General features: G+C 69.7%; 27 protein-coding genes and 1 pseudogene. 17 read left to right on the top strand and 11 right to left on the bottom strand.

The genetic code is table 11. The features are described from left to right. Positions 1–16: 16 nt before the first annotated feature. Both AC067N_RS25015 and AC067N_RS25010 read right to left on the bottom strand, forming a co-directional pair. Positions 17–5278: pseudogene (locus AC067N_RS25015) on the bottom strand (polymorphic toxin-type HINT domain-containing protein); the annotation flags it as partial. Positions 5279–5518: 240 nt separating this feature from the next. Continuing rightward, positions 5519–7507, bottom strand: a complete 1989-nt coding sequence (locus AC067N_RS25010) for an AMP-dependent synthetase/ligase (RefSeq protein ID WP_478681119.1) — start codon at positions 7505–7507, stop codon at positions 5519–5521. Positions 7508–7767: 260 nt separating this feature from the next. Here AC067N_RS25010 and AC067N_RS25005 point away from each other — a divergent pair, with 260 nt between their 5' ends. Then, positions 7768–8697 (top strand): MaoC family dehydratase, encoded by a 930-nt coding sequence (locus AC067N_RS25005; RefSeq protein WP_478681118.1) that lies wholly within the window; start codon positions 7768–7770, stop codon positions 8695–8697. A gap of 46 nt (positions 8698–8743) precedes the next feature. Here AC067N_RS25005 and AC067N_RS25000 read toward each other — a convergent pair whose 3' ends face one another. From AC067N_RS25000 to AC067N_RS24975, 6 genes are all read right to left on the bottom strand, one after another. After that, positions 8744–9400 carry a TetR/AcrR family transcriptional regulator gene (locus AC067N_RS25000; protein WP_478681117.1) on the bottom strand — a complete coding sequence of 219 codons (657 nt, stop codon included), beginning with the start codon at positions 9398–9400 and terminating at the stop codon, positions 8744–8746. Positions 9401–9464: 64 nt separating this feature from the next. Continuing rightward, positions 9465–9881, bottom strand: a complete 417-nt coding sequence (locus tag AC067N_RS24995; RefSeq protein ID WP_478681116.1) for a DUF4229 domain-containing protein — start codon at positions 9879–9881, stop codon at positions 9465–9467. Positions 9882–9978: 97 nt separating this feature from the next. Further along, complete coding sequence (locus AC067N_RS24990; protein ID WP_478681115.1) at positions 9979–10503, bottom strand: N-acetyltransferase family protein; 525 nt, start codon at positions 10501–10503, stop codon at positions 9979–9981. Positions 10504–10645: 142 nt separating this feature from the next. Beyond that, positions 10646–11809, bottom strand: coding sequence for an aminofutalosine synthase MqnE (mqnE, locus tag AC067N_RS24985; protein ID WP_478681114.1), 1164 nt, complete (start codon positions 11807–11809; stop codon positions 10646–10648). Between the two features lie 49 nt (positions 11810–11858). Continuing rightward, the gene (locus AC067N_RS24980) at positions 11859–12314 is read right to left on the bottom strand and encodes an Lrp/AsnC family transcriptional regulator (RefSeq protein ID WP_478681113.1); all 456 of its coding nucleotides are present in this window, start codon (positions 12312–12314) and stop codon (positions 11859–11861) included. Positions 12315–12392: 78 nt separating this feature from the next. Then, a complete protein-coding gene (locus tag AC067N_RS24975) occupies positions 12393–13127 on the bottom strand; it encodes a UbiX family flavin prenyltransferase (RefSeq protein WP_478681112.1) in 735 nt (244 codons plus the stop codon). A 90-nt stretch (positions 13128–13217) separates the two neighbouring features. On the opposite strand from AC067N_RS24975, the gene AC067N_RS24970 reads away from it, so the two are divergent. Beyond that, the gene (locus tag AC067N_RS24970) at positions 13218–13841 is read left to right on the top strand and encodes a rhomboid family intramembrane serine protease (RefSeq protein WP_478681111.1); all 624 of its coding nucleotides are present in this window, start codon (positions 13218–13220) and stop codon (positions 13839–13841) included. Here the strand turns inward: AC067N_RS24970 and AC067N_RS24965 are convergent. From AC067N_RS24965 to AC067N_RS24955, 3 genes are read right to left on the bottom strand one after another with little or no spacing between them, the layout of a single operon-like run. Continuing rightward, the gene (locus tag AC067N_RS24965; RefSeq protein ID WP_107467290.1) at positions 13831–14403 is read right to left on the bottom strand and encodes a Uma2 family endonuclease; all 573 of its coding nucleotides are present in this window, start codon (positions 14401–14403) and stop codon (positions 13831–13833) included. The two genes, AC067N_RS24970 and AC067N_RS24965, sit on opposite strands and share 11 nt — an antisense overlap. A gap of 47 nt (positions 14404–14450) precedes the next feature. Next, positions 14451–15353: a menaquinone biosynthesis prenyltransferase MqnP gene (gene mqnP, locus AC067N_RS24960; RefSeq protein WP_478681110.1), complete on the bottom strand. Its 903-nt coding sequence runs from the start codon at positions 15351–15353 to the stop codon at positions 14451–14453. Continuing rightward, positions 15350–16807: a menaquinone biosynthesis decarboxylase gene (locus tag AC067N_RS24955; RefSeq protein WP_478681109.1), complete on the bottom strand. Its 1458-nt coding sequence runs from the start codon at positions 16805–16807 to the stop codon at positions 15350–15352. The genes mqnP and AC067N_RS24955 overlap by 4 nt, the downstream gene beginning before the upstream one ends. 152 nt (positions 16808–16959) lie before the next feature. Here AC067N_RS24955 and AC067N_RS24950 point away from each other — a divergent pair, with 152 nt between their 5' ends. The 15 genes from AC067N_RS24950 to AC067N_RS24880 all read left to right on the top strand — a co-directional run bounded on the left by AC067N_RS24950 (position 16960) and on the right by AC067N_RS24880 (position 26796). Continuing rightward, positions 16960–17355 carry a PLD nuclease N-terminal domain-containing protein gene (locus AC067N_RS24950; protein ID WP_478681108.1) on the top strand — a complete coding sequence of 132 codons (396 nt, stop codon included), beginning with the start codon at positions 16960–16962 and terminating at the stop codon, positions 17353–17355. Positions 17356–17906: 551 nt separating this feature from the next. Continuing rightward, positions 17907–18239, top strand: a complete 333-nt coding sequence (locus tag AC067N_RS24945; RefSeq protein WP_478681107.1) for a gas vesicle protein GvpO — start codon at positions 17907–17909, stop codon at positions 18237–18239. Positions 18240–18285: 46 nt separating this feature from the next. After that, positions 18286–18747 carry a gas vesicle structural protein GvpA gene (locus AC067N_RS24940; RefSeq protein ID WP_478681224.1) on the top strand — a complete coding sequence of 154 codons (462 nt, stop codon included), beginning with the start codon at positions 18286–18288 and terminating at the stop codon, positions 18745–18747. Between the two features lie 9 nt (positions 18748–18756). Then, a complete protein-coding gene (locus tag AC067N_RS24935) occupies positions 18757–19470 on the top strand; it encodes a GvpL/GvpF family gas vesicle protein (RefSeq protein ID WP_478681106.1) in 714 nt (237 codons plus the stop codon). 63 nt (positions 19471–19533) lie between these two features. Then, entirely contained in the window at positions 19534–19797 is a 264-nt protein-coding gene (locus AC067N_RS24930; RefSeq protein WP_478681105.1) for a gas vesicle protein GvpG, read from the top strand. Positions 19798–19828: 31 nt separating this feature from the next. Beyond that, on the top strand, positions 19829–20440 hold the full coding sequence (locus tag AC067N_RS24925; RefSeq protein WP_478681104.1) for an ABC transporter substrate-binding protein: 612 nt from the start codon (positions 19829–19831) through the stop codon (positions 20438–20440). After that, entirely contained in the window at positions 20433–21578 is a 1146-nt protein-coding gene (locus AC067N_RS24920; RefSeq protein WP_478681103.1) for an SRPBCC family protein, read from the top strand. The genes AC067N_RS24925 and AC067N_RS24920 overlap by 8 nt, the downstream gene beginning before the upstream one ends. Continuing rightward, positions 21575–22135: a gas vesicle protein GvpJ gene (gene gvpJ, locus AC067N_RS24915; RefSeq protein WP_478681102.1), complete on the top strand. Its 561-nt coding sequence runs from the start codon at positions 21575–21577 to the stop codon at positions 22133–22135. The genes AC067N_RS24920 and gvpJ overlap by 4 nt, the downstream gene beginning before the upstream one ends. Beyond that, the gene (locus tag AC067N_RS24910) at positions 22135–22437 is read left to right on the top strand and encodes a gas vesicle protein (protein ID WP_478681101.1); all 303 of its coding nucleotides are present in this window, start codon (positions 22135–22137) and stop codon (positions 22435–22437) included. The genes gvpJ and AC067N_RS24910 overlap by 1 nt, the downstream gene beginning before the upstream one ends. A gap of 10 nt (positions 22438–22447) precedes the next feature. Continuing rightward, a complete protein-coding gene (locus tag AC067N_RS24905) occupies positions 22448–22825 on the top strand; it encodes a gas vesicle protein K (RefSeq protein ID WP_478681100.1) in 378 nt (125 codons plus the stop codon). 48 nt (positions 22826–22873) lie between these two features. Beyond that, the gene (locus AC067N_RS24900; protein WP_478681099.1) at positions 22874–23371 is read left to right on the top strand and encodes a nucleoside deaminase; all 498 of its coding nucleotides are present in this window, start codon (positions 22874–22876) and stop codon (positions 23369–23371) included. Further along, on the top strand, positions 23364–24368 hold the full coding sequence (locus AC067N_RS24895) for an isopenicillin N synthase family dioxygenase (RefSeq protein WP_478681098.1): 1005 nt from the start codon (positions 23364–23366) through the stop codon (positions 24366–24368). The genes AC067N_RS24900 and AC067N_RS24895 overlap by 8 nt, the downstream gene beginning before the upstream one ends. 93 nt (positions 24369–24461) lie before the next feature. Then, complete coding sequence (locus AC067N_RS24890; RefSeq protein WP_478681097.1) at positions 24462–25322, top strand: hypothetical protein; 861 nt, start codon at positions 24462–24464, stop codon at positions 25320–25322. Continuing rightward, positions 25319–25693, top strand: coding sequence for a GntR family transcriptional regulator (locus tag AC067N_RS24885; RefSeq protein WP_478681096.1), 375 nt, complete (start codon positions 25319–25321; stop codon positions 25691–25693). Before AC067N_RS24890 ends, AC067N_RS24885 begins: the two co-directional genes overlap by 4 nt. 182 nt (positions 25694–25875) lie before the next feature. Then, positions 25876–26796 carry a hypothetical protein gene (locus AC067N_RS24880; RefSeq protein WP_478681095.1) on the top strand — a complete coding sequence of 307 codons (921 nt, stop codon included), beginning with the start codon at positions 25876–25878 and terminating at the stop codon, positions 26794–26796. The last annotated feature ends 11 nt before the right edge of the window (positions 26797–26807 follow it).

Here is a 26807-nt window from a genome sequence, read left to right as displayed (position 1 = left end):
GAGACCGGTCCACTCTCTAATCTCCTAGGATCTTTGCGACGTCCAAGGTCATCGACCCCGGGCGCTTGTAGATACTGCCGTCCGGTTTGGGGATATGCCGCTCATAGTTCAGCACGACGGTGCTAAACCCCTGGGATCTCGCCTGCTCAGCGACGGAGCGCTTCATCTGGCGGATTGCATCTGGCCCGATCGGGGCGCGGCTCAGCCCTTGGGTCCCCGCCGGGAAGACCATCAGCCCGTCCAGATGCACGGTGTCTCCGGCCACCCTGACGGTCGCCATGGTCTCAACCGTCTGCCCTCCAACATTGAATGATCCGTCCCAGATGTCTCCATCGGTGAATGGAGAACAGTTGCTGTTGTGAACGAGTACCGGCGTCTGACCAGCGAGCACATAGTACGTGTGTATATCGCTAATCGTCAGATCGAACGTGCGCTGCCGCTCTGCGAACTCGCGCGTCTTGACCACCGGTACGGCAGAACCGTCTGCAGCGCGGATGGTCATGCCCGGCTTGAGATCGCCCGCGTCTACCCACGTGCCGTCGGAGTCGGACCAGAAGGGATGGGTTGTGGTCGTGACCAAGGAGTAGGTGCCCTTGGCTGTTTCGATCGTGAGGTCGACGAAGTGCTTGTCGTCCTCGGTGACGATGGTCCCGGCGACTTCACGCACCGTGGTCTCGCCGGTTGTCGGATCGGTGACCGTGAGCTTGTCGCCGATCTCGACGTCCTCGATGGGTTTGGTCGTTCCGTCGGCCATGAGAACTTCGGTGCCGGCGACGAAGCTGTGTGCAGCCGCGATGAGGCAACCGATGGCAGCGCTGTCCGAACGTTTCAGGGCCGCCTGGAAGACGTTGAGCGTGACCTTGGCCAGCTTCCCCAGACCGTAACCGGCGGCTGAGATTCCCGCATCAATTGCAGCATCCTTGCACCCCTTGCCGTTGTAGCAGTCGACGTAGGAGCGGACCCCGATCACTTCGAGGACGTCAATCTCGGGGTTGCCTCCGAACCAGCCAAGCTTGCCCACTGCGGAGCAAAAATCTCCATAGGCCTTGGACGGAGGACACTGAGTCCTGGCCCAGTTCTCCAGGTTGTACTGGAAGTCAATGTTCTCGTGGTAATAGGGGAACTCCGCGGCGAGTTCTTCCTGCGTGGGGATGTAGACACCTTGGATCGTGACTGACTGGCCATAGGGCTGGATGGTCACGGGCCCGTTCATGGGCGCGCCGTTCACTCCCCTGCGCGGCCTGTAAATGGTGCCGCCCCCGGTAGGACGACCGTCCTTGGACAAGGTGCCGTCGCCATGCGTGACCACCCCGGTGCCGCACCCCGCGTCGAATCCCGGCCCACAGGCCAGACCCAGTCCGGTGGCGTCGGTGAAGAAGAGCGGGTTCTGGGCCCCGTACGTATAGCCGTTGAGTGTCTGGGGCTTGTCGATCTCCATGAGGGGGTCGACGCTGATGAAGCGGCCGAGGGCCGGGTCGTATTCACGGGCGCCGAGGTGGGTGAGGCCAGTGACCTTGGTGTCGTCCGTGCCGCCCACGAAGCCCTTGGTGCCCGGCCAGTTGGTCGGGGCGTCACCGCGGATTCCTCCGAAGGGCAGAGTGCGGCGCTGGGTGAGCTTCTGGGTGGCAGCCTCGATCGAGAGTTCACCCGTTCCATGGTGATCCGCGATCGTGAAGGAGATGGACCCGTCGTCCTTCTGCACCGCCTGGTTGCCGCTGCCCAGGTCGAAGTAGCGGGTGGCCTTCGGGGTGGTGGAGCCCTTGGCCAGGGTGATTTCCGTGGCTCCGAGGTACAGCGTCGTCTCGGTCGAGGTTCTGCCGATGAGCCGGTTGCCGTCGGGGTCGTAGAGGTACTCCGTGACCTTGTCCGCGCCTCCTTCGACCGGTTCTGTCACCTTGGCGAGGTGGCCCTCGGTGTCCCAGAGAAGGGTCTGGGTGTCGCCACCGAGGGTGCGGGTCGTGGTGTTGCCGACCTCGTCGTACCCGTAGCTCTGCAGCGCCGTGCCCTCGGGGCCGGCCTCGGTGACGGAGGTCAGGGCGTGCGGCCTTGCCTTACCCACACCCGGGTAGGCATAGGTCCTTTTGGTGTCCTTGGCGGCGTCACCGGTGACGTCGTGCAGCGTCTCGGTACGACGGTTGCCCACGGCGTCATAGGTGTAGGAGTGCCAGTACTTGGCCGGTCCGCCCAGCACACTGGCGGTCGCGGCGGTGGCGCAGGTGGTGGTGCCCTGGGTCCATGCCTCGGTCAGGCGACGCAGGTGGTCGTAGGTGAAGCACTGGGTGTCGGTGCCGGAACGGGAGACGTCCGACACCGAGAGGACATTGCCCACCTCGTCGTAGTCGTAGGTACTGCTCTTGTCGAAGCCCGGGACGCCCTCGCGATGGACGGTCGAGTTGGCAAGGCGCTTGGTACCCATCTCATAGGCGTTGTTGACGAGGACACTCTTACCGCCGCCGCTGGACAACTGGTGGTCCCTGGGTTGTCCGGTCACTGTGTAATCGGTCGTGGCTTTGAGCCCCTGAGGCCCATCGATCCTGATCGGCCGCAGCGTGGCGTCCTCGTAGGCGTAGGCGACCGTCGCGGCTGGCAGGGAACCGGCCTTCGGATACCCGGCACCCTCGACAAGCCCCGACAACGTGTAAGAGGTCGTCGCCACATAAGTACCCTGCAGCGCCCCCTCCGAGGACGGGATCGTCACAGAGGTGCGCAGCGGGCGGTACAGACGGTCGTAAGCCAGCACCTTGGATGTGTAGGCGTTGCCACCGCTGTAGCGAGTGGATTCGGCCAGGTGCCCCTTGGCGTTGCTGATCGTGTCGTAGACGTACTTGCTCAGCAGTTTGCCGCCGGACCCGTCCTCCCTGGTCTCGGTCTTGCGGCCCAGGTTGTCGTAACCGAACCACAGCACAGGAGCCCCGGGGCGAGCGTCGTCGACCTTCGTGAGCTGGCCGCGGTCGTCGTACTCGCTGATCGTCGTGCCCTTGTCCGGGTCGACGGACTTGATCTGCTGGCCGAGCAGGTCGTAGGTGTACTCCCAGGCGTTGCCTTCGGGGTCGGTGACCTTCTTCAGTTCACCGCGTGGCGTGTGGCCGTAGGAGGTGGTGTCGAACGCTGCACTCGCGCTGCGCGTTCGGTGCTGGCGCAGTTCGGTGGTCTGGCCGCGAGCGTCAAAGATCGTGGTGCTGGCCGTGCCTCCGACCGGCGGAATTACCGTGGTGCGGTCACCGCCGTGAATGGTCGTGGTGGTGGCCAGGACCTGTCCGCCGTCCGCGTTTCCTGCGACCTGCTTCGCCTCGATCTAACGTCCCTGTCCGTCGTACCGGTACCAGGTCTGTGTCTCGACGGTCAGTGCGTCGTCGGGCGCGAACAGAACAGTGGAGGGAGCCACCTTGGCGTAGTAGGTGGCGAATTCCTTGCTGATCAGACCACGCTCGTCGTAGAGGACGTCGGTTACCAGGCTTTGTCCGGCCGGTCCCGGTTCCTGGGTCTGACGCGGGCGGAGGAAGCCGTCGTAGAGGACGTACGACGTTCTCTGGGCCCCACCGTTGCCGATCGCCTTCGTGCCGACGGCAACGGCCTTGTTCTCGGCGATGGTGTAGGTGAACTCGAAGGACGGCGTCTGGCCGGTCGACCGGTCGGCCAGCCACACCTTGGAGGAGCGGCCCAGGGCGTCGTAGGCGAAGTTGGTGACGTTGCCGTTGGTGTCGGTCTGGGCCAGGGGCAGTCCTCGTCGGATGTCGTGCGTGGTGGTGGAGGTCTGCGCCGAGCTCGCGTTACCCGCCGTGGCAGGAGGCGTCGTCACTTTTGTGGTGGTTGCGAAGCCCGTAGCGGGAGTTCGCTCGGTCTTGGTGGTACGGCCGTCGCTGCGCGTCGTCCGGGTCAGGACACCGCCTGCGGTGACCTTCACGTCTGCCGTGAGGTCGGTGCTGGTCAGCTGGCGACCGTAGGAGTCGAATGTGGCACCGGACTCCAGGTAGACGGCTGTGGTGCCGTCGTACTTCTTCAGCAGCGCGCTGGCGGTCGCGTCGCCCTTGGTGGGGGCCTCACCGTAAGCGCCCCCGTCGTAGGCGCTCCGGACGTCGGAAATCACGTCGCCGGGGCCTGCCGCCTTGTCACAGGACTTGGCGACGGTCTCCACACGGGAGGGAAGCGTGAGGATGTTGTTGAGCGTGCTGCTGAGCTGGTAGCTCGTTCGGGTACAGCGGTTGTCGTCAGAGGTCGAGTTGTCACCGAAGTCGTCGATGTGGGTCACTCGACCGGCGACCTCGTCGAACGTCGTGGCAGTGGAGGTGATGCGCCATTCGGCGCCGGCCCCGTCGTCCAGTGAGGTGAACGTCTTCGTGTGCCTGGTGCCGGTGAAGTTGGCCGTTACCGTGCCCCAGTCGCGGACCTTCTTGGCCGTCTCGTGGTGCCAGGGACGGTTCACGGTCTTGGAGAGCACCTTGCCGTTCGGCCCCGAGTAGCTGACCGTCTTGTAGGCGAAGCCGGCCGCTGACTCATGGTCGGTGATCGGGTCGCCCTCGCCCTCGCCGAGAGTGACGGTCACTGATTTGGTGTCGCCGCTGGGTTCCTTGCGGTCGCCGTCCATTCCGCGCAGGAAGTACGTCTCCTGCTGCGATTTCATCGCGGACGGGCCGCCAGGTCCACCGGTCTGGACACGCACGCGTCCGTAGCCGCGCCATTGGGACCAGGTCTTGGACTTTTCCTTCGTCAGTCCGTCGTCATCGTCGTAGTGCCAGGCGGCGCCGCCCAGGTAGTCGTACGAGGTGACCTGATCAGGGGCGCCACCCGTACGGTCGGACGCCACGACCGAGTCGACCACGTACTTGTTGAACCAATGGAGTTCAGGGTCCTCGGTGGCGCTACCGCCCATGTACTGGGGGAAGCAGCGGCTGGTGTTGCTCTTCGGGGTCGGCAGCGCGTCCCAGGCACAGGCCGGGTTCGAATAGTTGACGCTGATCTGGCCGCCGGACTCGTCGGCGATGCTCGACAGGCGCTCCTTGACGAAGGGGGCGTGGCCGTCGCCCACCTTGTCGAGTCGATTGGAGTACTGGGAGTAGACAAGGGTGGTCTTCGGCAGGGTGATCGCCGTATCGGCGGTGTGCCCTGTCCGCTGGATGGAGTCCAGCAGCAACTGGTAGTCGACGTCAGCCTGGCCCCAGCGGTGAGCCAGCTTCCAGGAATCGACCTTCTTGTATCCGCTGCCGTCGTAGACCTGGGTGGTGACCTCGGTCAGTCGCTTGCGGGTGAAGAACGAAGGCGAGAAGCGCCCCTCATCGCAATCACCTCGGTGTCGGCGGAGTACTGATTGAACGCCCACCGGTCATAGGTCCTGGAGTAGTAGACCTCGAATCCCGAGCGGAACTGGTCCGTCCGGGCGGTGATGATCGCCCCTTCACCGGGCTTCTTGTCCATCTTGGCCCAGACGGAGCTGTGAAACTGGGCTGCTGCTCCACCGCCCCGGCGTCCGTTCCCCGTCGGAGCACTCGCCGTCACCGCCGTCTGCGCCGATCCGCCGCCCTCACCTCTCGTACAACGCCTCGATCTCCCCCGCGAACGCCTCCTCGATCGCCTCTCTCCGCAGCTTCATCGACGGAGTCAGATGGCCCGCCTCCTCCGTGAAGCCGCCGGGGAGGACGGTGAAGCGGCGGATGGACTCGGGGCGGGAGACGAGGCGGTTGGCCTCGTCGACGGCGCGCTGGAGGACCATGCGCAGCTCCGGGTCGTCGACCAGGAGTTCGGCGGGCACCGCGTGCTTGCCGTTCATCTGGCGCCAGTGGGTGATGCCCTCGGGGTCCAGGGTCAGCAGGGCGGTGACGTACGGGCGGCGGTCGCCGATGACCATGGCCTGGGCGATCAGCGGGTGGGAGCGGAGCCAGTTCTCCAGCGGGGCCGGGGCCACGTTCTTGCCGCTGTCGGTGACCAGGATCTCCTTCTTGCGGCCGGTGATCGTGAGGTAGCCGTCGTCGTCGAGCCGGCCGATGTCCCCCGTGGCGAACCAGCCGTCGGGGCTCGTGGGGACGACCCCGCCGGCCTGGGGGTCCCAGTAGCCGCGGAAGATCTGGCCGCCCTGCAGGAGGACCTCGCCGTCGGCGGCGATGCGCACACGTGTGCCCGGCAGCGGCCGGCCGACCGTGCCGAGGCGGGGGCGGACCGGCGGGGTGACGGTGACGGCCGCGGTGGTCTCCGTCATGCCGTAGCCCTCGAAGACGTCGATGCCGGCGCCGGCGAAGAAGGCGGCCAGGCGGCGGCCCAGCGGGGAGCCGCCGCAGATGACGTAACGGACCCTGCCGCCGAGGGCGTTGCGGATGCGTCGGTAGACCAGGGGGTCGTAGAAGGTGCGGGCCGCCTTGAGGAAGGCGGTGGGGCCGGGGCCGGTGCCGTGCTGCTCGGACTCCAGCGCCTCGCCGTAGCGGCGGGCCACGGCGGCGGCGCGGTCGAAGGAGGAGGCGCGGCCCATGCGTTCGGCGGAGGCGCGGGCCGTGTTGAAGACCTTCTCCAGGACGTACGGGATGAGCAGCAGGAAGGTCGGGCGGAACGACTTCAGGTCCGCGAGCAGGTCCTCGGTGCGGAAGCTCGGCGAGTGCCCGACGCGGATGCGGGCCCGCATGCAGGCGATCGCGACCATCCGGCCGAAGACATGGGCGAGCGGGAGGAAGAGGAGGGTGGAGGCCTCCTCGTCGGTCTTCGCGCGGAAGATCGGGTAGAGGAGGTCGATCGCGTTGTCGATCTCCGCGAAGAAGTTGCCGTGGGTGAGCGCGCAGCCCTTGGGGCGGCCGGTGGTGCCCGAGGTGTAGATGAGGGTCGCGAGGGTGTCGGGGCCCAGCACCCCGCGTCGTACGGCGACTTCCTGGTCGGACACGTGCCGGCCCCGCTCGGCGAGGCGTTCCATGTGGCCCTTCTCGAAGGCCCACATGTGGCGGAGGTCGGGGATGCGGTCGAGTTCCGGGCCGAGGGCGGCGGCCTGACCGGTGGTCTCCACGGCGAGGGCGACCGCGCCGGAGTCCTGGAGGATCCAGCGGGTCTGGAATACGGAGGAGGTCGGGTAGACGGGCACGGTGACCAGGCCCGCCGCCCAGGCCGCGAAGTCGAGCAGCGTCCACTCGTATGTCGTCCGCGCCATGATGGCGATACGGTCGCCCGGCATCAGGCCTTCGGCGATCAGGCCCTTCGCCACGGCGAGCACCTCGGCCGCGAACTCCGCCGCCGTCACGTCCCGCCAACGACCCGCGTCCCCGCTCCCGTTGCCGTTGCCGTTCCCCTTCCCCTTGCCCTTGCCCTTCCCGTCGGCGTCCTCGCGGCCGTCACCGGAAGCACCGCCCCGGTTGTCCTTGCGGCTGAGGACGACCGCCCCGGGCTCGTGGTCCGCGTTGTCGAAGGGGATGTCCGCGAGCGAGCCGTATGCCCCGGGCGTGACCAGCGGGGGGACGTACGCCTCTCGTACCGTGCCGTCCAGCCGCTTCAACTCGGGTTCCACGAGCAGGGGTTCGCTGCGATCGAGCTGGGACACGGGCGGCTCCTGGGCGTTCGGTGTGCCCGGATCGTACGGGGCCGGTGTGTGAGGTTCGTGTGAGTGCGGGGGTGGTCCGGGGATGTTCCGGGGGCGGGGATGTGCAGTGTCGCGGAGCGCTCCGCCGCAGGTCAAGGATGCGTGGACACGACCCGAGGGTCACTCGTCTCCCACGCTCACACACCTGCTCCGCCGGGCCTTTACCTCGGGTAACCTGACTTGGGAGTAAGGACGCGGCGCTGCAAAGGGGAAACGGTCCGATGCCTCAGCTCACCCTCACCGGCCCCCCTCTGCTGCCGCCCCTCCTCGCCCGGGGCGCTCTGCTCTCCCCCTGCAAGAGCCGCAGGCTGCCCCGTACGGCCGCCCGGCACGGCGACGGCACGGTCGGCCGCCTCGACCGCCTGAACCGGCTCGTCCTGCCCGGCGTACGGATCGATCTCGCGCATCTCGCCGCATACGAACGGGTCTGCGGCTTCCCCACCGGTGAGGACGCCGTCCCGCTCACCTATCCGCATGTGCTCGGCTTCCCGCTCGCCATGCGGATCATGTCCGGCCGTGACTTCCCGCTGCCCCTGCTCGGGCTCGTCCACACCTCGGTCGAGATCACCCGCCGCCGTCGGCTGCCGGCCACCGGGGAGTACGAACTGAGCGTGTACGTGGACGGGTTGACGCCCCACCGACGCGGTACCGAGGCCGCGGTGGTGACGGAGGTACGGGACGCCCGCGGTGAGTGCGGCTGCGACGAGATCGCCTGGGAGTCCCGCAGTACGTACCTCGCCCGGCACCGGACGGACCTCGACCCGGGCGCCGTCGACAAGAGCGCGCGTCCGGCGCCCGCGCCGCTCCCCGCCCTCGCCGAGTTGCGGCTCGCCCCGGATGTCGGACGGCGCTACGGGGCGGTCTCGGGCGACCGCAACCCCATCCACCTCCACCCCCTCGGCGCCCGCCTGTTCGGGTTTCCCCGCGCCATCGCCCACGGCATGTGGACGGTCGCCCGCTGCCTCGCCGAACACGGAACGCCCCCGGCGGTCCTGGTCCGGGCCGAGTTCCGGGCGCCGGTCCCCCTCCCGAGCACCGTCACCTACGCGGCGGAGGGCCGCCCCGGCGGCGACTTCGAACTGCGCGGCCCGGACCGGAGGGGCGGGGAGCGGGTGCATGTGGCGGGGAGCGTGTATCCGCTGATCCACTGAGCGCCGGCGCAGGCGTGGGGGCGCGCGGTACGGAGACCGGGAGGACCTACGGCGTGGCGAGGTCGGCCGGTGGGGTCCAGGGGCGGCCGTCCATCAGGTTGCCGAGGCCGGACCAGGCGAAGTTCATGAGGGTGGCGGCGGCCTGTCTGGCCGTGAGGCCGGGCGTGGCGTTGGCCCAGGCGGCGAGGGCCTCGGCGGCACCGACCAGCGCCTCGGCGAGGCCGGCGACCTCGCGTTCGGGGAGGGACGGGTCGCGGCGGGCCTCACGGGCGGCGGCCAGGATCAGCCCCGTCACGAACGCCACCATCTCCTCGCGCATCGCCGCGACCTCGGCGGCGAAGGGCTCGCCGTGCGTACGGGCCTGGAGGTGCAGAACCGCCCAGGCATCCGGGTTGCGCGCGGTGTGGGTGAAGAACGCCCGCAGCCCCTCCCAGAGTTGGCGGTCGGCGGGCAGCCGGGGGTTGACGCCCTCGCGTACGGCGGTGCTGAGCGCCTGGGCCTCGCGGCGGATGCAGGCGGTGAAGAGGTCTTCCTTGGAGTTCAGGTAGAGGTACACCAACGGCTTGGACACGCCCGCCAGTTCGGCGATCTCGTCCATGGAGGCGGCCCGGTAGCCACGCTGCCCGAACGTCCGTACGGCCGCATCCAGCATCTGCTGTTCCCGCACCGCCCGGGGCATCCGTTTGTTCTTCACAGCACCCATGCGGGCAAGCGTACGGTTTTGCCGCCGGGAAAGATCCCGGCCGGCTTTTCCGCGGGGCGGCGCGTTACGAGGCGGGACGGCCCGACGCGGACGGGGTCGCCTCGGCCGTCTCGGACGCGCCGGCGGTCCGGGAAGGCTTGGCCGTCTCGTCGTCGACGGTCTCCGTGGGCGCGCCGTCCTCGTCCCGGGAACGGGCGACGTCGTCCGCCTCGTCCTCCTGACCGCGGTTGGCGGCGATGTTGGACTTCAAGCGGTCGATGGAACGGTCGAGGCGCGGGGCGATCCGGGCGGAGGCCCGGTCGCGCTCCTTGCGGAGGGCGACGAAGCTGATCGGCGCGGACACGACGAGGGCGAGCATGATCATCCACATGCCGTTGGAGGCGCCGAGACCACGCGGGGCGATGCCGGAGTAGACGAGGGCCCAGACGACCACGAAGCAGCCCACGAAGATCCCGAGGCGCATCAGTGTGTAGCGGAGCATCTCAATCCACTCTTCCGTTTCCGTTCCGGACGTTTCCAAAGGCCACCGTCCAGTGAAGCACGGTCGGGGGGCGATCTTGCACGGGGGTGCGGACGGCTCAGTCCAGGGGCAGGAGCATCGTGATGTCGTCGCGGTGGTCGTCCGGGGCGACCCGGATGGCACCGGGTACACGGCCGACCTCCTTGTAGCCGCAGGCCGCGTAGAAGTGCTCCAGGCCGAGGCCGCCGCGGCAGGTGAGGCGGACGGCGTCGATGCCGTCGAAGCCGCGGGCCGCCTCCTCCGCCGCTTTCATCAGGTCACGGCCGTAGCCCTTGCCCTGGTGGGAGGGGTGCACCATCACCGTGTAGAGCCAGACCCAGTGCGTCATCAGGCGGTGCGTGTTGAAGCTGAAGAACGCGGTGGCCGCGGGCTCGCCGGCGGCGTCGAACCCCACCAGCAGCCGCTGCCGGCCCTCCGCCATGCCGGCCATGTGCTTCACCAGCTCGGGACGGATCGCCTCCGGCGAGACCGGGGGCACGAACCCGACGGCTCCACCGGCGTTGGAGACGTCCGCCCAGAGGGCCAGGATGCCGTCACGGAGGGCGGGGGTGAGGCGCGGGTCCAGCTGGAAGGTAAGGGCCATACGGGGAGGTTAGCCATTACTTTTGGCGGTGCTCAAGCGGATTCCGGACCGCGGACACGTGCGGGCGGGTGGGGGCCGATCACACGGTTCCCCGCGCCCGCGGAGCGACCCCGCACCCCCGAGTTGATGGGCGCCCGGCCGTTCAGACCCGCATCGGCTGCGGCGACTCCCGCCGCAGCGGATCCGCCCCCTCGTACTCCCGGATGATCTCGTACCGGGTGTTCCGCTCCACCGGACGGAATCCGGCGTCCCGGATGAGGTCCAGCAGATCCTCGCGGGTCAGCTTGTTCGGCGTGCCGTAGTTGTCCGCGTCGTGGGTGATCTTGTACTCGACGACCGAGCCGTCCATGTCGTCGGCCCCGTGCTGCAGCGCGAGCTGCGCGGTCTGGACGCCGTGCATCACCCAGAAGACCTTCACGTGCGGGACGTTGTCGAACAGCAGTCGCGAGACCGCGAAGGTCTTCAGCGCCTCCGCGCCCGTCGCCATCTGCGTACGCGCCTGGAGCCGGTTGCGTACCTTGCCGTCCTGCATGTCGACGAAGTCGTGCTGGTAGCGCAGGGGGATGAAGACCTGGAAGCCGCCGGTCTCGTCCTGCAGCTCCCGCAGCCGCAGCACGTGGTCGACGCGGTGCCGCGGCTCCTCGATGTGGCCGTAGAGCATGGTGCACGGGGTCTTCAGACCCTTCTCGTGCGCCAGGCGGTGGATCCGCGACCAGTCCTCCCAGTGGGTGCGGTGGTCGACGATGTGCTGCCGGACCTCCCAGTCGAAGATCTCCGCGCCGCCGCCCGTCAGGGACTCCAGACCCGCGTCGATCAGCTCGTCGAGGATCTCCGACGCCGACAGCCCGCTGATCGTCTCGAAGTGGTGGATCTCCGTGGCCGTGAACGCCTTCAGCGAGACGTTCGGGAGGGCCGCCTTCAGCTCCCGCAGCGAGCGCGGGTAGTAGCGCCACGGCAGGTTCGGGTGCAGGCCGTTGACGATGTGCAGCTCGGTGAGGTTCTCGCTCTCCATGGCCTTGGCGAGCTTGACGGCCTCCTCGATGCGCATCGTGTACGCGTCCTTCTCCCCCGGCTTGCGCTGGAAGGAGCAGTACGCGCAGGAGGCCGTGCACACATTGGTCATGTTGAGGTGACGGTTGACGTTGAAGTGGACGACGTCGCCGTTCTTCCGCGTCCGCACCTCGTGCGCCAGCCCGCCCAGCCATGCCAGGTCGTCCGACTCGTACAGCGCGATGCCGTCCTCACGGGTCAGCCGCTCACCGGAGCGGACCTTCTCCTCCAGCTCGCGCTTGAGCCCGACGTCCATGCCTCCGCCTTCCCTCAACGACAACTCAGGCCACCGTACTCCCCCGGTCCTACTGCTCCTCGGGCAGCTCACCCACCCTGTTCTCCCACTTCGTGGAGAGCACGATCGTCGTACGGGTCCGGGAGACGCCCTTCGTGCCGGACAGCCGGCGGATCGTCTTCTCCAGGCCGTCGACGTCGGTGGCGCGCACCTTGAGCATGAAGGAGTCGTCACCCGCGATGAACCAGCAGTCCTCGATCTCGTCGAGGTCGCGGAGCCGGTCCGCCACGTCCTCGTGGTCGGCGGCGTCGGAGAGCGAGATCCCGATGAGCGCGATCACGCCGAGGCCGAGGGAGGCCGCGTCGACGGTGGCCCGGTACCCGGTGATGACTCCGGCGGCCTCCAGCCGGTTGATGCGGTCGGTGACACTGGGTCCCGACAGGCCGACGAGGCGCCCCAGCTCCGCGTAGGAGGCCCGGCCGTTCTCCCTCAGGGCCTGGATGAGCTGCCTGTCCACCGCGTCCATGCGATCGGTTGCCTTCCGCTGAAGAGTTGCTTGGTAGATGAGAGTGGTGCGCCGTGCGCGCGGGTGAGCGGGTGCCGCTCAGGTGGCCCCGGGGGCCGTGGTGCTCGTATCGCCGGTGTCGCTCTTCTCCGAGGGGCGGGCCCGGCCGATCTCGCCCTCCCAGCGCCGGTACAGGGTGTGCGGGACGCCCGCCGCGTCCAGCACCCGGCCGGCCACGAAGTCCACCAGGTCCTGGATGTGCGTGGCTCCCGCGTAGAAGGCCGGGGAGGCGGGCAGTACGGTGGCGCCCGCGTCGTCCAGGGCCACCAGATGCCGCAGGGTCTGCCCGTTCAACGGCGTCTCCCGTACGGCGACGACGAGTCGGCGGCGTTCCTTCAGGGTGACGCTCGCCGCCCGTTGCAGCAGGTCCTTGCTGAGCCCCAGCGCCACACCCGCGACGCACGCCGTCGACGCGGGGACGATCAGCATGCCCTTGACGGGGTACGAGCCCGAGGACGGCCCGGCGGCCAGGTCGCCGGCGCTCCAGTGCCGTACCCGGTCGCCGTCGACGTGCACCGGGAACGTGCCGGGCTTGCCGTCGGCGCCGCGCGACAGCCATTCCCGCAGGTCGTCACGCCAGTGCGCGTCCCGGAACGCGATGCCCGTCTCGTCCAGCAGGGTCAGCCGCGAGGCCCGGGACACCACGAGGTCGACGCTCTCGCCGGCGGCGAGGAGCGCGCGCAGCACGGCGGCGGCGTATGGGGTGCCGGATGCACCGGAGACCCCTACGATCCAAGGCGTACGCGCCGTCTCTCCTGGCTTGACTTGGTTCACGACACCGAGCCTATCCGGCGCCGTGGAGCGGGAACCGGTCAAGGGGGCACGGCCGTTTCACTGAGGGGACGAGTTGAGTCGGGGGTTGACATGGCAGATGGAGTGCGCGGGGCGCTGAGCCCTGATCGGGAGTGGTCGCGCGGGGACCGTGCGAAGGCCGCCGCCAAGCTGATGGCGGGCTGGGTGGCCCTGCTGTGGATCCTCGAAGTGATCGACGTGGCGAGCGGGCACGCGCTGGACGACTTCGGCATCATGCCGCGTTCGGTGCCCGAGCTGGTCGACGTCGTGCCCGCGTCGTTCATCCACTTCGGCTTCGGCCATGTCGCGGCGAACAGCGTGCCGCTGCTGGTGCTCGGGTTCCTCGCGGCACTGGGCGGGCTGCGCCGCTTCGCCGCGGTCTGCGCGCTGGTCATCGTGGCCGACGGCCTGGGCGTGTGGCTGATATCCCCGGACAACACCAACACGGCGGGCGCCTCGGGTGTCGTCTTCGGGCTCTTCGGGTTCCTGGTCGTCAGCGGGTTCGTCGAGCGGCGGCTGGCGGGGGTCGCGGTGGGCATCGTCATCGCCGCGATCTGGGGCGGCTCGATCCTCGCGGGCATCGCACCGACCGCGGCGGGCGTCAGCTGGCAGGGCCACCTGATCGGGCTGGTGGCGGGGGTGGTGTCGGCGTTCCTGTTCCGGCGCCGCCCACACCGCGCGGTGCTCACCGCGTAGGGCGCGCCTTCGGGTCGACGGGGAGGCGGCCGGTGGCGATCGTGAGTTTGCCCAGCGGCGAGTCGACGGTGACGTCGGGGCCGTAGGAGATCGTGTCGCGACCCCGGTAACCGTCGGGGCCGGGGTTCCACATCGTGACGCAGTGGCCCTTGAGCGGGTCGAGGATCAGGTAGTTGGCGATGCCGCGAGAGGCGTACCAACGCGGCTTGAGCTCGTAGTCGCGGCGGATGCTGCCCTGGGACACGACCTCGACGACGATTTCGACGAGGTCGGGTGAGTACGCCCCCTGGTTCTTTTCGACCTCCGCCGCGGGAATGACGGCCAGGTCAGGGCAGAACTCGTTCTCATCGTCGAAGGGGAAGGCAACATCGCTGGTGAAGCCCCATTCCTCGGCCACCTGCTCCCGCAGGGTGTTCCACACCAGTCGGATGGTCTCCGCGTGGTGGGGCTTGACCGGACTCATCATGATGCTGCCCTCGACAATCTCCATGCGATAGCCGGGGAACATGTCCTCGAACCGGCTGAGCTGCGAGTGCAGGCGGTCAATGCCCGAGACGGTCACGCTGGCCTCCCTGGAGTTTCTGCACTCGATGGTAGGCCGCACCGTATTCAGAGGGTCAGACCCCGAACCAGAAGATCCAGCAGCGCGCACACGAACAGGGCAATGCCGATGAAGCCGTTGACGCTGAAGAACGCCCGGTTCAGGCGGGACAGGTCATGCGGGCGCACGATGGTGTGCTCGTAGACGAAGGCGCCCGCCACGATCGCCAGGCCCAGCCACAGGAAGGCGCCCGCGTCCGTGAGCACCGCGTACCAGGCGAACAGGGCCGTCGTCAGGACGTGGCAGACCCGCGCCGCCCAGACCGCCGCCGGGATGCCGAAGCGGGCCGGGACCGACAGGACGCCGGTCTCACGGTCTGAGTCGACGTCCTGGCAGGCGTAGATGAGGTCGAAGCCGCCGATCCAGATGCCGACCGCCAGGCCGAGGACCACCGCGTCCCAGGACCACTCGCCGGTGACCGCGAGCCAGCCGCCGACCGGTCCCATGGCCTGGGCGAGGCCGAGGATGGCCTGCGGGTAGTTCGTGAAGCGTTTGCCGTACGGGTAGACCACCATCGGGATCACGGCGACGGGGGCCAGCGCCAGGCAGAGCGGGTTCAGCAGCGCCGCCGCGCCCAGGAAGACCACCAGGGCGATCAGGGCGCCGGTCCAGGCGTGCTTCACCGACATCGCGCCGGTCACCAGCTCACGGTGCGCCGTGCGCGGGTTCCGCGCGTCGATCTCGCGGTCGATGATCCGGTTGACCGCCATCGCGAAGGTGCGCAGCCCGACCATGCAGACGGTGACCAGCAGCAGCCGTACCCAGTGGACGTTGCCGTCCAGTTGGAACATGGCCGTGAGCGCGGCGATGTACGCGAAGGGGAGCGCGAAGACCGAGTGCTCGATCATCACCAGCCGCAGGAACGCCTTGGTGCGGCCCGGCCGGGGGATCGCGGCGGAGGCGCTGCTCACAGGCCGTACTCCTTCCAGCGGCGGTCGACGAGCGCCGCCGTGGCCGGGTCCGACTCGACCATGTCGGGCCAGCCCCCGTCCCGGGTGTAGCCCTCCTCGATCCACTTCCTGGTCGCGTCGATGCCCGCCTTCCCGCCCCAGAACTGCTGGTAGGAGGCATGGTCGAGGTGGTCCACCGGGCCCTCGACCACCGTGAGGTCGCGGGCGTAGTCCGTGTTGCCGAGGGCCCGCCAGGCGACCTCGTGGAGGTCGTGGACGTCGCAGTCGGAGTCCACGACCACGATCAGCTTCGTCAGGGACATCATGTGGGCGCCCCAGATCGCGTGCATGACCTTCTGCGCGTGCTTCGGGTACTTCTTCTCGATCGAGACGATCGCGCAGTTGTGGAAGCCGCCCGCCTCGGGGAGGTGGTAGTCCACGATGTCCGGGACGATGATCTTCAGCAGGGGCAGGAAGAAGCGTTCCGTCGCCCGGCCGAGGGGGCCGTCCTCCGTCGGGGGGCGGCCGACGACGATCGACTGGAGCAGCGGGCGCCTCCGCATGGTCACGCAGTCGATCTTCAGCGCGGGGAAGGGCTCCTGCGGAGTGTAGAAACCGGTGTGGTCGCCGAAGGGGCCCTCGGGGAGCATCTCGCCGGGCTCCAGCCAGCCCTCGATGACGACCTCGGCGTTCGCCGGCACCTGCAGCGGCACCGTCTTGCAGTCGACCATCTCGATCCGCCTGCCCGCGACGAACCCGGCGAACAGGTACTCGTCGATGTCACCGGGCAGCGGCGCCGTGGAGGCGTACGTCACGGCGGGCGGGCAGCCGAACGCGATCGCGACCGGCAGCCGCTCACCGCGCTTGGCGGCCACCTGGTAGTGGTTGCGGCTGTCCTTGTGGATCTGCCAGTGCATGCCGATGGTGCGCTTGTCGTGGCGCTGGAGGCGGTACAGGCCGAGGTTGCGCACGCCGGTCTCCGGGTGCTTGGTGTGCGTGAGACCGAGGTTGAAGAAGGAGCCGCCGTCCTTGGGCCAGGTGAACAGCGCGGGCAGTTGGTCCAGGTCCACGTCGTCGCCCTGGAGGACGACCTCCTGGACGGGGGCGCTGTCACCCTTCACCTTCTTCGGCGGTACGTGGGTCATCGCGCCGAGCTTCCCGAAGGCCTCGCGCACGCCCACGAACCCCTGCGGCAGCTCCGGCTTGAGCAGACCGCCGATCTTGTCGCTGATCTCGCCGTACGACTTCAGGCCGAGGGCCTTCAGCAGGCGGCGGTCGGTTCCGAAGACGTTCATGGCGAGCGGCATGCTCGACCCGCGGACGTTCTCGAAGAGCAGGGCGGGACCGCCGGCCTTGTTGACCCGGTCGACGATCTCCCCGACCTCCAGATACGGGTCGACCTCGGCCTTGATCCGCTTGAGATCGCCCTCGCGCTCCAGAGCGCGGAGCAGGGAGCGAAGATCGTCGTAAGCCATGGGGTCAAGTATCCCCGAGGGGCTACCCTGACCCCGTCACGGGGCCCGGCGTAAGCTCACGGCTTTCGTCGCGGAGGGCCGGCGCCGCACGGCCCGCCCGTCAGTACCGGGTCCGGCGGACGGGCCCACCACCGCGTTCCAGGGGGCGTTACATGCTCAGGGTGTTGATGTATCTCGTGCCGTTGGCGCTGACGATCTACGCGTTCATCGACTGCCTCAACACCCCCGAGGACGAGGCGAAGCACCTGCCCAAGATCGCCTGGGTGTTCATCATCCTGCTCTTCTGGATCGTCGGCCCGATCGCCTGGCTCGCCGCGGGCAAGCTGCGTCACGCTCCCGCGAACGGCCGCACGCCCTCCGAGTGGCACCGCAGCCGCCGCACGGAGTACATCGCCCCGGACGACAACCCCGAGTTCCTGAAGTCCCTCTCCGAGGAGAACAAGAAGGACGAGTCCCTGCTGAAGAGCTGGGAGGCCGATCTGCGCCGCCGCGAGGAGGAGCTGAAGCGGCAGGAGCGGGAGAAGCGGGAGAAGGACGGCGAGGAGTGAGCCGCGGCGCCTTGTAGGAGCCGGGGCGCCTTGTAGGAGCCGGGGCGCCGTGAAGGAGCCGGGGCGCCGTGTAGGAGCCGGGGCGCCTCATAGCTCGGGGGTGCGTCTCTCGTCGGCGGGTGCGGGGGGTGTGGTTTCTCGCGCCGTTCCCCGCGCCCTGAGAAGCACCCGAAAAGCGGCCGGGGCTGCGCCCCGTGGTTTCGAGGCGCTCGGCCTGTACGCCGCCCACGCCTTCATCTTCGTCTCCGCGGACTCTCCGCACCGCCCGAACGACCCCCGCCACGACCTGGACCTGGCGAGCTAGTGCCTGTTGCGGCACTACGTCCTGGTCAAGCCGATCGAGGCCCGCCCCGGCACGCCCGCCTCCGCCTGGCACCGGGAGCCGAAGCGGGTCTTTCACGCGCCGCCGAGGGCGTATCGACGGGCGGCGCCGGACGCCCGGCGCCGCCTGTGAGGGCGAACACCGTGACGGATTATTTCGGATATATAGGCATCAAAGTGTCATATGGGCGTTTCCGGGCACTCGGCGAGACAAGCGAGAAAGAGAGAAGGTGAGCCCCACGAACGGCCATGAGTCGGGGAAGCGCCGTCCCTCGTCGCGGCAGGAGCCCCCCGAGGAACGGCTCTCCGCGCCCGAGGCCATGCGGAACGCGATCCAGCAGCTCGCCGAGGTGCTGGGCCGCACTCCCGAATCCGTTTCCGCGCTGAAACCGACCGAAGAGGGCTGGGTGGCCGAGGTCGAGGTCGAGGAAGTGGAGCGCATCCCGCAGACAAGCAGCGTGATGGCCAGCTACCAGGTGGTCCTGGACCCCGCGGGCAAGCTGCTGGCGTACGAGCGCGGACGCCGGTACACGCGCGCACAGATCGACCGAGGCGGCCGCTGAGGCGACCCCAGGCACTTCCATGCCCGGAAGGGACGACATCGTGACTGTGGTACCACAGGGCGGGGGCGGGGCCGTTGCCGCGCCAGGAGGCGGCGGCGGGGGCGGCGGCTCGGGAAACCTGTACGACGTGCTGGAACTGGTCCTGGACAAGGGCCTGGTCATCGACGTGTTCGCCCGGGTCTCCCTGGTCGGCATCGAGATACTCAAGATCGACGCCCGCGTGGTCGTGGCCAGTGTCGACACCTATCTGCGGTTCGCGGAGGCTTGCAACCGGCTGGACCTGGAATCGGGACGCAAGGCCCCCGCCCAGCTGACGGACATCGTCGGCGACACCACCGAGGCGGGCGCCCGCGGCAAGAGCAAAGGGGCGCTGACGGGCGCTGTCCAGGCGGTCACCGAGTCCTTCCAGAAGGGGCGTGACGACGACCGCGAGTCCGGGCGCGAGAAGCAGCGGGTGCGTTCCGAGCGCGGTTCGAGCCGCCGCTCCTCCAGGGACGACGACGAGTGAGGCGAGCCGATGTCCGTGTACGTCTACGCGATCACCAAGGCCGAGCATCCGCTGGACCTCGCTGACGTCAAGGGCGTCGGGGAGGAACCGGGCGACCTGCACGCGGTCAGCAACGGCGCCCTGAGCGCCGTCGTCAGCGAGGCCCCGGACGACCTGTCGGTCGCCCGCCGGGACCTGGACGCCCACCTGGGCGTCCAGGAGAACCTCTGGGCCGACGGCACCATCCTGCCGGTGAGCTTCGGGTTCATCGCCCCGGACGAGGATTCGGTGCGCGCCCTGCTGGACGAGCGGGCCGGCCCCTTCTCCCAGCGGCTCGACGAGCTCGCGGGAACAGCGGAGTTCAACGTGAAGGGCCTCACGGACGAGGAGGCCCTGTTGCGCGCGATCCTGACCGAGTCCGAGCAGGTCCGGGCGCTGAACAAGACGATCCGCGAAGGCGGCGGGGCGTACGAGGACCGCCTGGCCCTCGGCGAGCTGGTGGCCCGGGAGGTGGAGGCCCGGAACGCCGCGCTGGCCGAGGAGGTCCTGACCGCGCTGCGTCCTCTCGTCGTCTCCGAGCAGGTCGGCCCGCCGTCCCAGCAGTACTTCGTGAACGCTTCCTTCCTGGTGGAGAACGCACGGTTCGAGGAGTTCACCCGCGCCGGCGGTGAACTGGCCGAGCGTCTGGGCGAGGGCGTCGAACTCCGGCTGCGCGGCCCTCTGCCGCCGTACAGCTTCGTCTGACCGCCGACGGCTTCCGTATGACCGTCGACGGCTTCGTCCGACCGTCGTGAGGAGGCGATGGAGGTGGGACTGGTCGGGACCATCCTGACGCTGCCGCTCGCCCCCGTGCGCAGTATCGGCTGGGTGCTGGACAAGGTGCGGCAGCACGCCGAGGAGGTGTACTACGACCCCGCCCCGATCCAGGAGGAGCTGGTGAACCTGGAACGGGCGCGGACGGAGGGACGCATCGACGAGGAGGAGGCCACGCGGCGCGAGGACGAGTTGCTGCACCGGTTGCAGGAGATCAGCGCCTACCGGGCCCAGCAGGCCACAGGACCGGGGCCGTGACGCGCGTGGGCGCGGAAGGGAAGAGAGGATCATGAAAAACGCCACGATCGGTGCGGCCGTCCTGGGGGGCTACCTCCTCGGCCGGTCGAAGAAGGCCAAGCTCGCCCTCGGCGTGGGCGCGTTGCTGGCCGGTGCCAAGGCCGGGCCCGGGCAGCTCGGCAAGGTGCTCGGCTCCCCGCTCCTCAGCAACGTCACCCAGCAGGTGCGCACCGAGCTGACGGGCGCGGGCAAGGCGGCGGCGACCTCCGTCCTGACGGCGAAGGCGGACAGCCTGGCCGGGGCGCTGCACCAACGCACCGAGGGGCTCCGGGAGCGGAGCCACGCGAACGGGGACGGCGAGAAGGAGGAGCCGGACGACCAGCAGGACAAGGGGGACGAGCCGGACGACCAGCAGGACGAGGCGGACGAGCCGGACGACCAGCAGGACGAGGCGGACGACGAGCAGCAGGACGAGGCGGACGACGAGCAGCGGGACGAACACGGCGACGAGCGGCAGAAGGGCGAGCAGAACCGCCCCGAGGCGAAGAAGGGCCGGGGCGGGTCACAGCGCCGGAGCCCGTCGCGTCCCAAGAAGCAGACCGCCTCCGCGGGCCGCGCCAAGAGCGGTGGCACCTCGAGGTCGAGGAGGCAGGACCATGGCTGAGGGCAACGGAGCGAAAGGCGGTGCCGGCACCCTCACCAAGGCACGTGAGGACGCCCCGCACAACCCCGGCACGGCACGGCTGAAGGAGGAGCTGGAGGAGTACATCGAGGCCCGGCTGGCCGTGATGCTCCAGGGCGTCGGCCACGGCATCGGCGAAGGGGCGCGCCGGATCGGCGAGGGGAACGTGGGCGGCGGCCTGGCCTCGACCGCGTCCCACGCCAAGGGCGCGCTGATGGACAAGGCGAAGGGCGCCACCGGCAAGGCCAAGGACATGGCCGGGAAGGCGAAGGACGCCGCCGTCGGCAAGAAGAAAAAGAAGGACCCCGAGGGCGGCACCGGCCGGGGACACACCATGATCGAGGACATCGACGTGGGTGTGCCGGTGCGCGAGGCGTACAACCAGTGGACGCAGTTCCAGGAGTTCAGCCGGTTCGCCAAGGGCGTGATCGCCGTCGAGCAGCAGGACGACACCACGACCCAGTGGCATGTCAAGGTCGCCAAGTCGAAGCGACACTGGCGCGGCAACATCACGGAACAGGTGCCCGACCAGCGGATCGTCTGGACCTCCGAGGGCGAGAAGGCCACGACCAAGGGCGTCGTCACCTTCCACCCGCTCGGCGAGAACCTCACCAAGGTCCTGCTCGTCATCGAGTACTCCCCCAAGGGGCTGTTCGAGAGGACGGGCGGCCTGTTCAGGGCCCAGGGCCGTCGCGCCCGCCTCGACCTCAAACTCTTCCGCACGTTCGTCATGATGCGCGGCGAGGCCACCGGCGGCTGGCGCGGTGAGATCCACGAGGGCGAGGTCACCGAACCGGACGACTCCGCCGAGGACACCGAGGCCGAGGGCACCGACGAAACCGAGGACACCGAGGACACCGAGGCCGAGGACACGGACACCGGCGCGGACGACGAGGTGCCCGACGAGGAGTCCGAGGACGAGGACCGGGACGAGGACACCGAAGCCCGGGACGAGGACGAAGAGGAGGACGAGGACGAGGAAGGCGAGTACGAGGAGGACGAGGACGAGGACACGGAGGCGCGGGACGAAGAGGCGGACGACGAGTACGCGGACGACGAAGAGGAGGACGAGGACGAGGGCGAGGAGCCGGAAGGGGAAGCGAGGTCGAGCAAGCCGTGAGCGGGCCCGCCGACTCCCCCGCCCAGACCCCGTCGCGGGCCTTCTCCCCGTACGGCGGCGGCCAGGGGTCCAGCGCGAACCTCGCCGACATCCTCGAACGGGTCCTCGACAAGGGCATCGTCATCGTCGGCGACATCAAGGTGAACCTGCTGGACATCGAGCTGCTCACGATCAAGCTGCGTCTCCTGGTGGCATCGGTCGACAAGGCCAAGGAGATCGGCATCGACTGGTGGGAGCACGACCCCGCCCTCTCGTCGCGGGCGTCCCGCTCCGACGGCCGCCGCTCCCTGGAGGAGCAGAACGAACGCCTCCAGGACGAGATCAGGGAACTCCGGAGCCGCCTCGCGGAGTCCCCGGCGGAGCTGGCCCCGAGCAGCTCGTCCGAACAGCGACGCGCCCCCGACCCGGAGCGCAGGGCCCGCGCCGCACCCCGCAAGGAGCGCCGCGCGGATGACCGCGGGGAGGCGGGTCGAGGGGGCCGCTCGGACGAGCCGCGTCCCAAGCGGCGCAAGGCCGCCGCGCGGGAGGACGACGAGCGCGACGAGGACCGGCGCTGATGAGCGCGTACGACCCGCCAGCCGGGTACGACGACGAGTACGACCGCCCCCTCAGCCAACGGCAGGTCGCGCTGATCGATCTGCTCGACCGGCTGCTGAGCGGCGGCGTCGTGCTGACCGGCGATGTCGTGCTGAGCGTGGCCGACATCGACCTGGTGCGCATCTCGCTGCGCGCGGTGATCGTCTCCGTCCAGGAGCAGATGGAGGAGCAGTGGGCACCGATCCTCCCGGGCGGGACGTCCACGGCACCCGCGGACGCGGCGTACGCGGAAGGGAGAGGTCATGGCGCCGATTCCCTCTGAGGGGCCGCCCATGGACCGGCTCCGGGAGGTGGCGGACGCCGCGCGGCGCGCGTTCTCGCTGCTTCCCGCGCGGCCGGACGAGATCGCCCCGCCACCGCTCTCCCGCGGCGGGGCGGTCGCGCACCGGCTGCGGACCGATCCGGACACCGTGGAGCGGGACCTCGTCAAGCTGGTGCTCACCATCGTCGAACTGCTGCGCCAGCTGATGGAGCGCCAGGCCCTCCATCGGGTCGACCAGGGCGGTCTGACCGAGGAACAGGAGGAACGCCTCGGGATGACACTGATGGTCCTGCACGACCGCATGACCGAACTCTGCGACCGCTACGGCCTCACCCTGGACGACCTCAACCTCGACCTCGGCCCGCTGGGCACCCTGCTCCCGCCGTGATCCCCCGCGACATACGTGGGCCCGCCGTTTCCCGGGAAGAGTGAGGCCATGACTGAGGAGACGACGGCGAGGGACCGGACCCACCGGGCGCACCCGGAACACCCGGCGTGGGCGCGGGCGTGGCTCGCGACCGCCGTGGCGGAGGCACGGGCCGGCCTGGCCGAGGGCGGCATCCCCGTCGGTGCCGCGCTCTACGGCCCGGACGGGACCGTCCTCGGACGGGGACACAACCGGCGGGTCCAGGACGACGACCCCTCCATGCACGCGGAGACGGCGGCGTTCCGCGCGGCGGGCCGGCAGCGGTCGTACCGCGGTACGACGATGGTGACGACGCTGTCGCCGTGCTGGTACTGCTCCGGCCTCGTGCGGCAGTTCGGCATCTCGCGGGTGGTGATCGGCGAGGCGGTGACCTTCCGGGGCGGTCACGACTGGCTGGCCGAGCACGGCGTGGAGGTCGTACTGCTGGACGACGCGGAGTGCGTGGAACTGATGCGCGACTTCATCGAGAAGAACCCGGGTCTGTGGAACGAGGACATCGGTGAGTAGCTCGGTCAGCGGTTCTGCGGGCGGTCCGGGGACGGGCGGCCACCGCATCCCCACCATCGACCTGGCCCCCTGGTTCGACGGCGACGCGGAGGCCCGTGCCCGTGTCGCGCGGACCGTCGACGCGGCGCTCCGGACCGCCGGCTTCCTCCTGGTGACCGGGCACGGTGTGGACGCGGCGCTCCGGACGCGCGTCCGTGAGGCGGCACGGGCCTTCTTCACGCTGCCGGTGGAGCGCAAGAGGGCGTACGAGGTGAAGGTCGGCGGCAGGGGGTGGCTGGGGCCGGGGGCCGAGGCGAACGGCTACGCGGAGGGGACCGAGACCCCGCCGGACCTGAAGGAGTCCCTGACGTTCGCGACCCACGAGCCGTTCGAGGACCCGGTGGTCAACGCGGAGTGGTACCAGCCGAACGTCTGGCCGGCGGAGGTGCCGGAGCTGCGGCCGCTCTGTGAGGAGTACCTGGCGCGGATGGGCGAGCTGGAGCGGCATCTGCTCACTCTGCTGGGCGATGCGCTCGGCCTCGAACGGGACTTCTTCGCCCGGCACATGAGCCATCCGACCTACGGCTTCAACATCAACTGGTACCCGGGCCGGGACGTCCTCGGGGACCCCGCTCCCGGCCAGTTCAGGATCGGCCCGCACACCGACTTCGGCACGGTCACGATCCTCGACCGGCAGGCCGGCAGGGGCGGGCTCCAGGTGTACACGGACGAGGGAGGCTGGGAGGACGCGCCGTACGATCCGGCGGCCTTCACCATCAACATCGGTGACCTGATGGCCCGTTGGACGGGCGACCGCTGGCGCTCCGGCCGCCATCGCGTCCTGCCTCCCCCCGCCGACGAGCCCGCGGAGGAGCTGATGTCGCTGGTGTACTTCGGCGAGTGCACACCGGGGACGGTCGTCGAGTCGCTCCCCGCCCCGGTCGGCCGGGTCGCCTACCCGCCGGTCGACTCGCACGTCTACCTGAGGGAGAAGCTCGACTCGATCACCGTGGACTGACCACCCTCTTGTATCAAGCATTTGACACAAACACCTGTCCGGGCCATCTTGTATCCACGACTTGGTACAAGACCGATCCGGGGGGATCTCCACATGCTCGACAGCGCCCCGCTCCCGCACCGGCTCCTCGAACACGCGGACCACTTCGCCCGCTGGTCCGGGCTGGCCATCGGCATCGTGGTGGCGCAGGCGATCTCCACCCTGGGGGGCGTCGAGTTCGAGCAGCGCGTCGTGTTCTGCATCACGGCCTTCGGCCTGTGCGCGGTGGCCGGCGTCCTGCTCGCCGACGCGCTGACGCTGCGCCCCCAGGAGGCGGTGAGGACCGCGAGTCTCGCCCCGCGCCTGGTGAGAGACCATGTGCCGCCGCGGATGGGCCCGCTGATCGCCCTCCAGGGGGTCTCCCTCGTCGTGCTGCTGGTGGTCACGGCCGCCACGGCCTCCGTCGACCCCGACCGCGTCCTCAGCACGGGGAAGGTCGTCCACATCACCTGCAACGGGATGCGCGCGAGCCTCGGCCCGTGGCCCGGCCTGTACTACAGCCTCCCGATGTTCGGCGCGCTCGCCATAGCCACCCCCACCTGCGTCTGGGCCCTGCGCCGCATCGCCCACGGGCCGGGCGAGGACCAGCAGCGCCGCGACCGCGCGTGGGCGGTCACCGGGGCCTGGGGCCTGCTGGTGTCGAGCCAGCAGCTGTACGCCGTACTCATGGTCTCCGTCGCGCTGACGGAGACGGGCTGCGCGGGGGCGGTGGGCGTGCTCACCTTCTGGGTCTTCTACCCCCTGGCCCTGCTGAACCTGTTCACCGTCGTCTGGTCCCTGGTCACCGTGGTGGCACCGCGGGCGGTCGAGGACGAGGAACCGCTCGACGACAGCACGGCACACCACGACGCGGCGGCCCTCGACGACGCGGCTGCCGCCGACGAACCCGCCGCCGAGGGGACGCTCCGCCGATGACCGACCCCGCCGTCCGCGTCGACACCACCAGCCAGGTACCGCCGTACGAGCAGATCCGCGCCCAGCTGGCCGCGCTGATCCGCACCGGCCGGCTGGCCGAGGGCGAACGGCTGCCGACCGTACGCCAGCTCGCCGCCGATCTGGGCCTGGCACCCGGCACGGTCGCCCGCGCCTACCGCCAGCTGGAGGCCGACGGGCTGATCCGCACGCGCCGGGGCGCCGGCACCCGCGTCGCCGCCCTGCCCGCCGGGCCGCGTGCCCACGACGCCGGCCAGCTCACCACGCTCGCCCGCGACTTCACCTCGGCCGCGCGGGCGCTCGGCGCCGACACGGAGGACATCCTGACCGCGGTACGCGACGCCCTGGCGTGACGGCACACCGCACCGGCCCCTGAACCGGGCGCGCACTACCGCGCCTCCCCGGTCATCAACCGCTCCGCCCCGCGGCACTTCACGGACGCCGTTGCGACACTCTCGCGACCCGAACGAGCACTCTTCGCCCTAGTCCGAAACAACTGCCCCCAGCCGAAAAGCAGTTGATACCCAGAGCTGCTATGACGCACGCGAAGGAAGAGCCGTTCGTGGTGCTGGCGGACGCCCGGGGCGCGGGCAAGAGCACGGCACTGCGGGAGTTGCGGGACGCGTACGAGGGGCGGACCCCCGTCGCGTTGATGGACGGCGAGGAGACACGGTTCGAGCGGCCGCCGCGGGGCCGCCCGGCGGAGTCGTGGTCGCCCGCCTACGAGGCACTGTCGACGATCGCGGAGCAACTCGCGGCACCGGTCGCCGGGGCGGGGCGCGTCGCGTTCCCCCGGCTGGCGTGCGGACTGCTCGCCGTCGCGGCCGGTGGCTGGAGCGACCGGGAGGTGCCGAGGCTCCGGGAGGAGGCCGAGCGGGCACTCCTGCTGAGCGGCACGGGCGGCCTGCTGGGGAGACCGGCGGGCCGGTGGACCGGCAGGGTGGTCGCACGGCTGGTGTCGTCCGTGTCGATGTCGGGGTCGGGCCCGGTGGTGGAGGCGATCGTCGAGGCGGCCCTGGAGGCGTTCAGCGAGGGCATGTCGTCGTCGTACCGGCGGCTGCGGAGGGGGGCGGTCTGGTACCGGGACTATCCGTACGCGGCGGGCAGTCCGAAGCTGGGCCTGGTCCTGCTGTCCCGGCACTTCAGGGCCGGCGGGGACGCGCGTGCCCATGCCGAGCGGCATCTGGTACGGGCGTTGCTGGCGGACCTGGGCGACGCGGGCGCCGGGGGCGGGCGGCCGGTGATCCTCATAGACAACGTGCAGGAGACGGCGGGGCTGCGGCTGATGGAGTCGGTGCTGTGGGACCGGGCGGCGGGGATAGCCGACCGGGCGGTGTTCTACGCCGGGTTGCGGGGGCGGGACCATCCGGCGCTGCGCCATGCGACGCGGACGAGCGACTGGGTACCGGGGCGGGCGCCGTCCTCGCGGGCACTGCTGGTGTCACTGCCGCAGTGACTCGAGTGCAC

Source organism: Streptomyces sp. NPDC042364, assembly GCF_056437585.1.
This window is presented reverse-complemented; position numbering and strand designations above follow the sequence as displayed.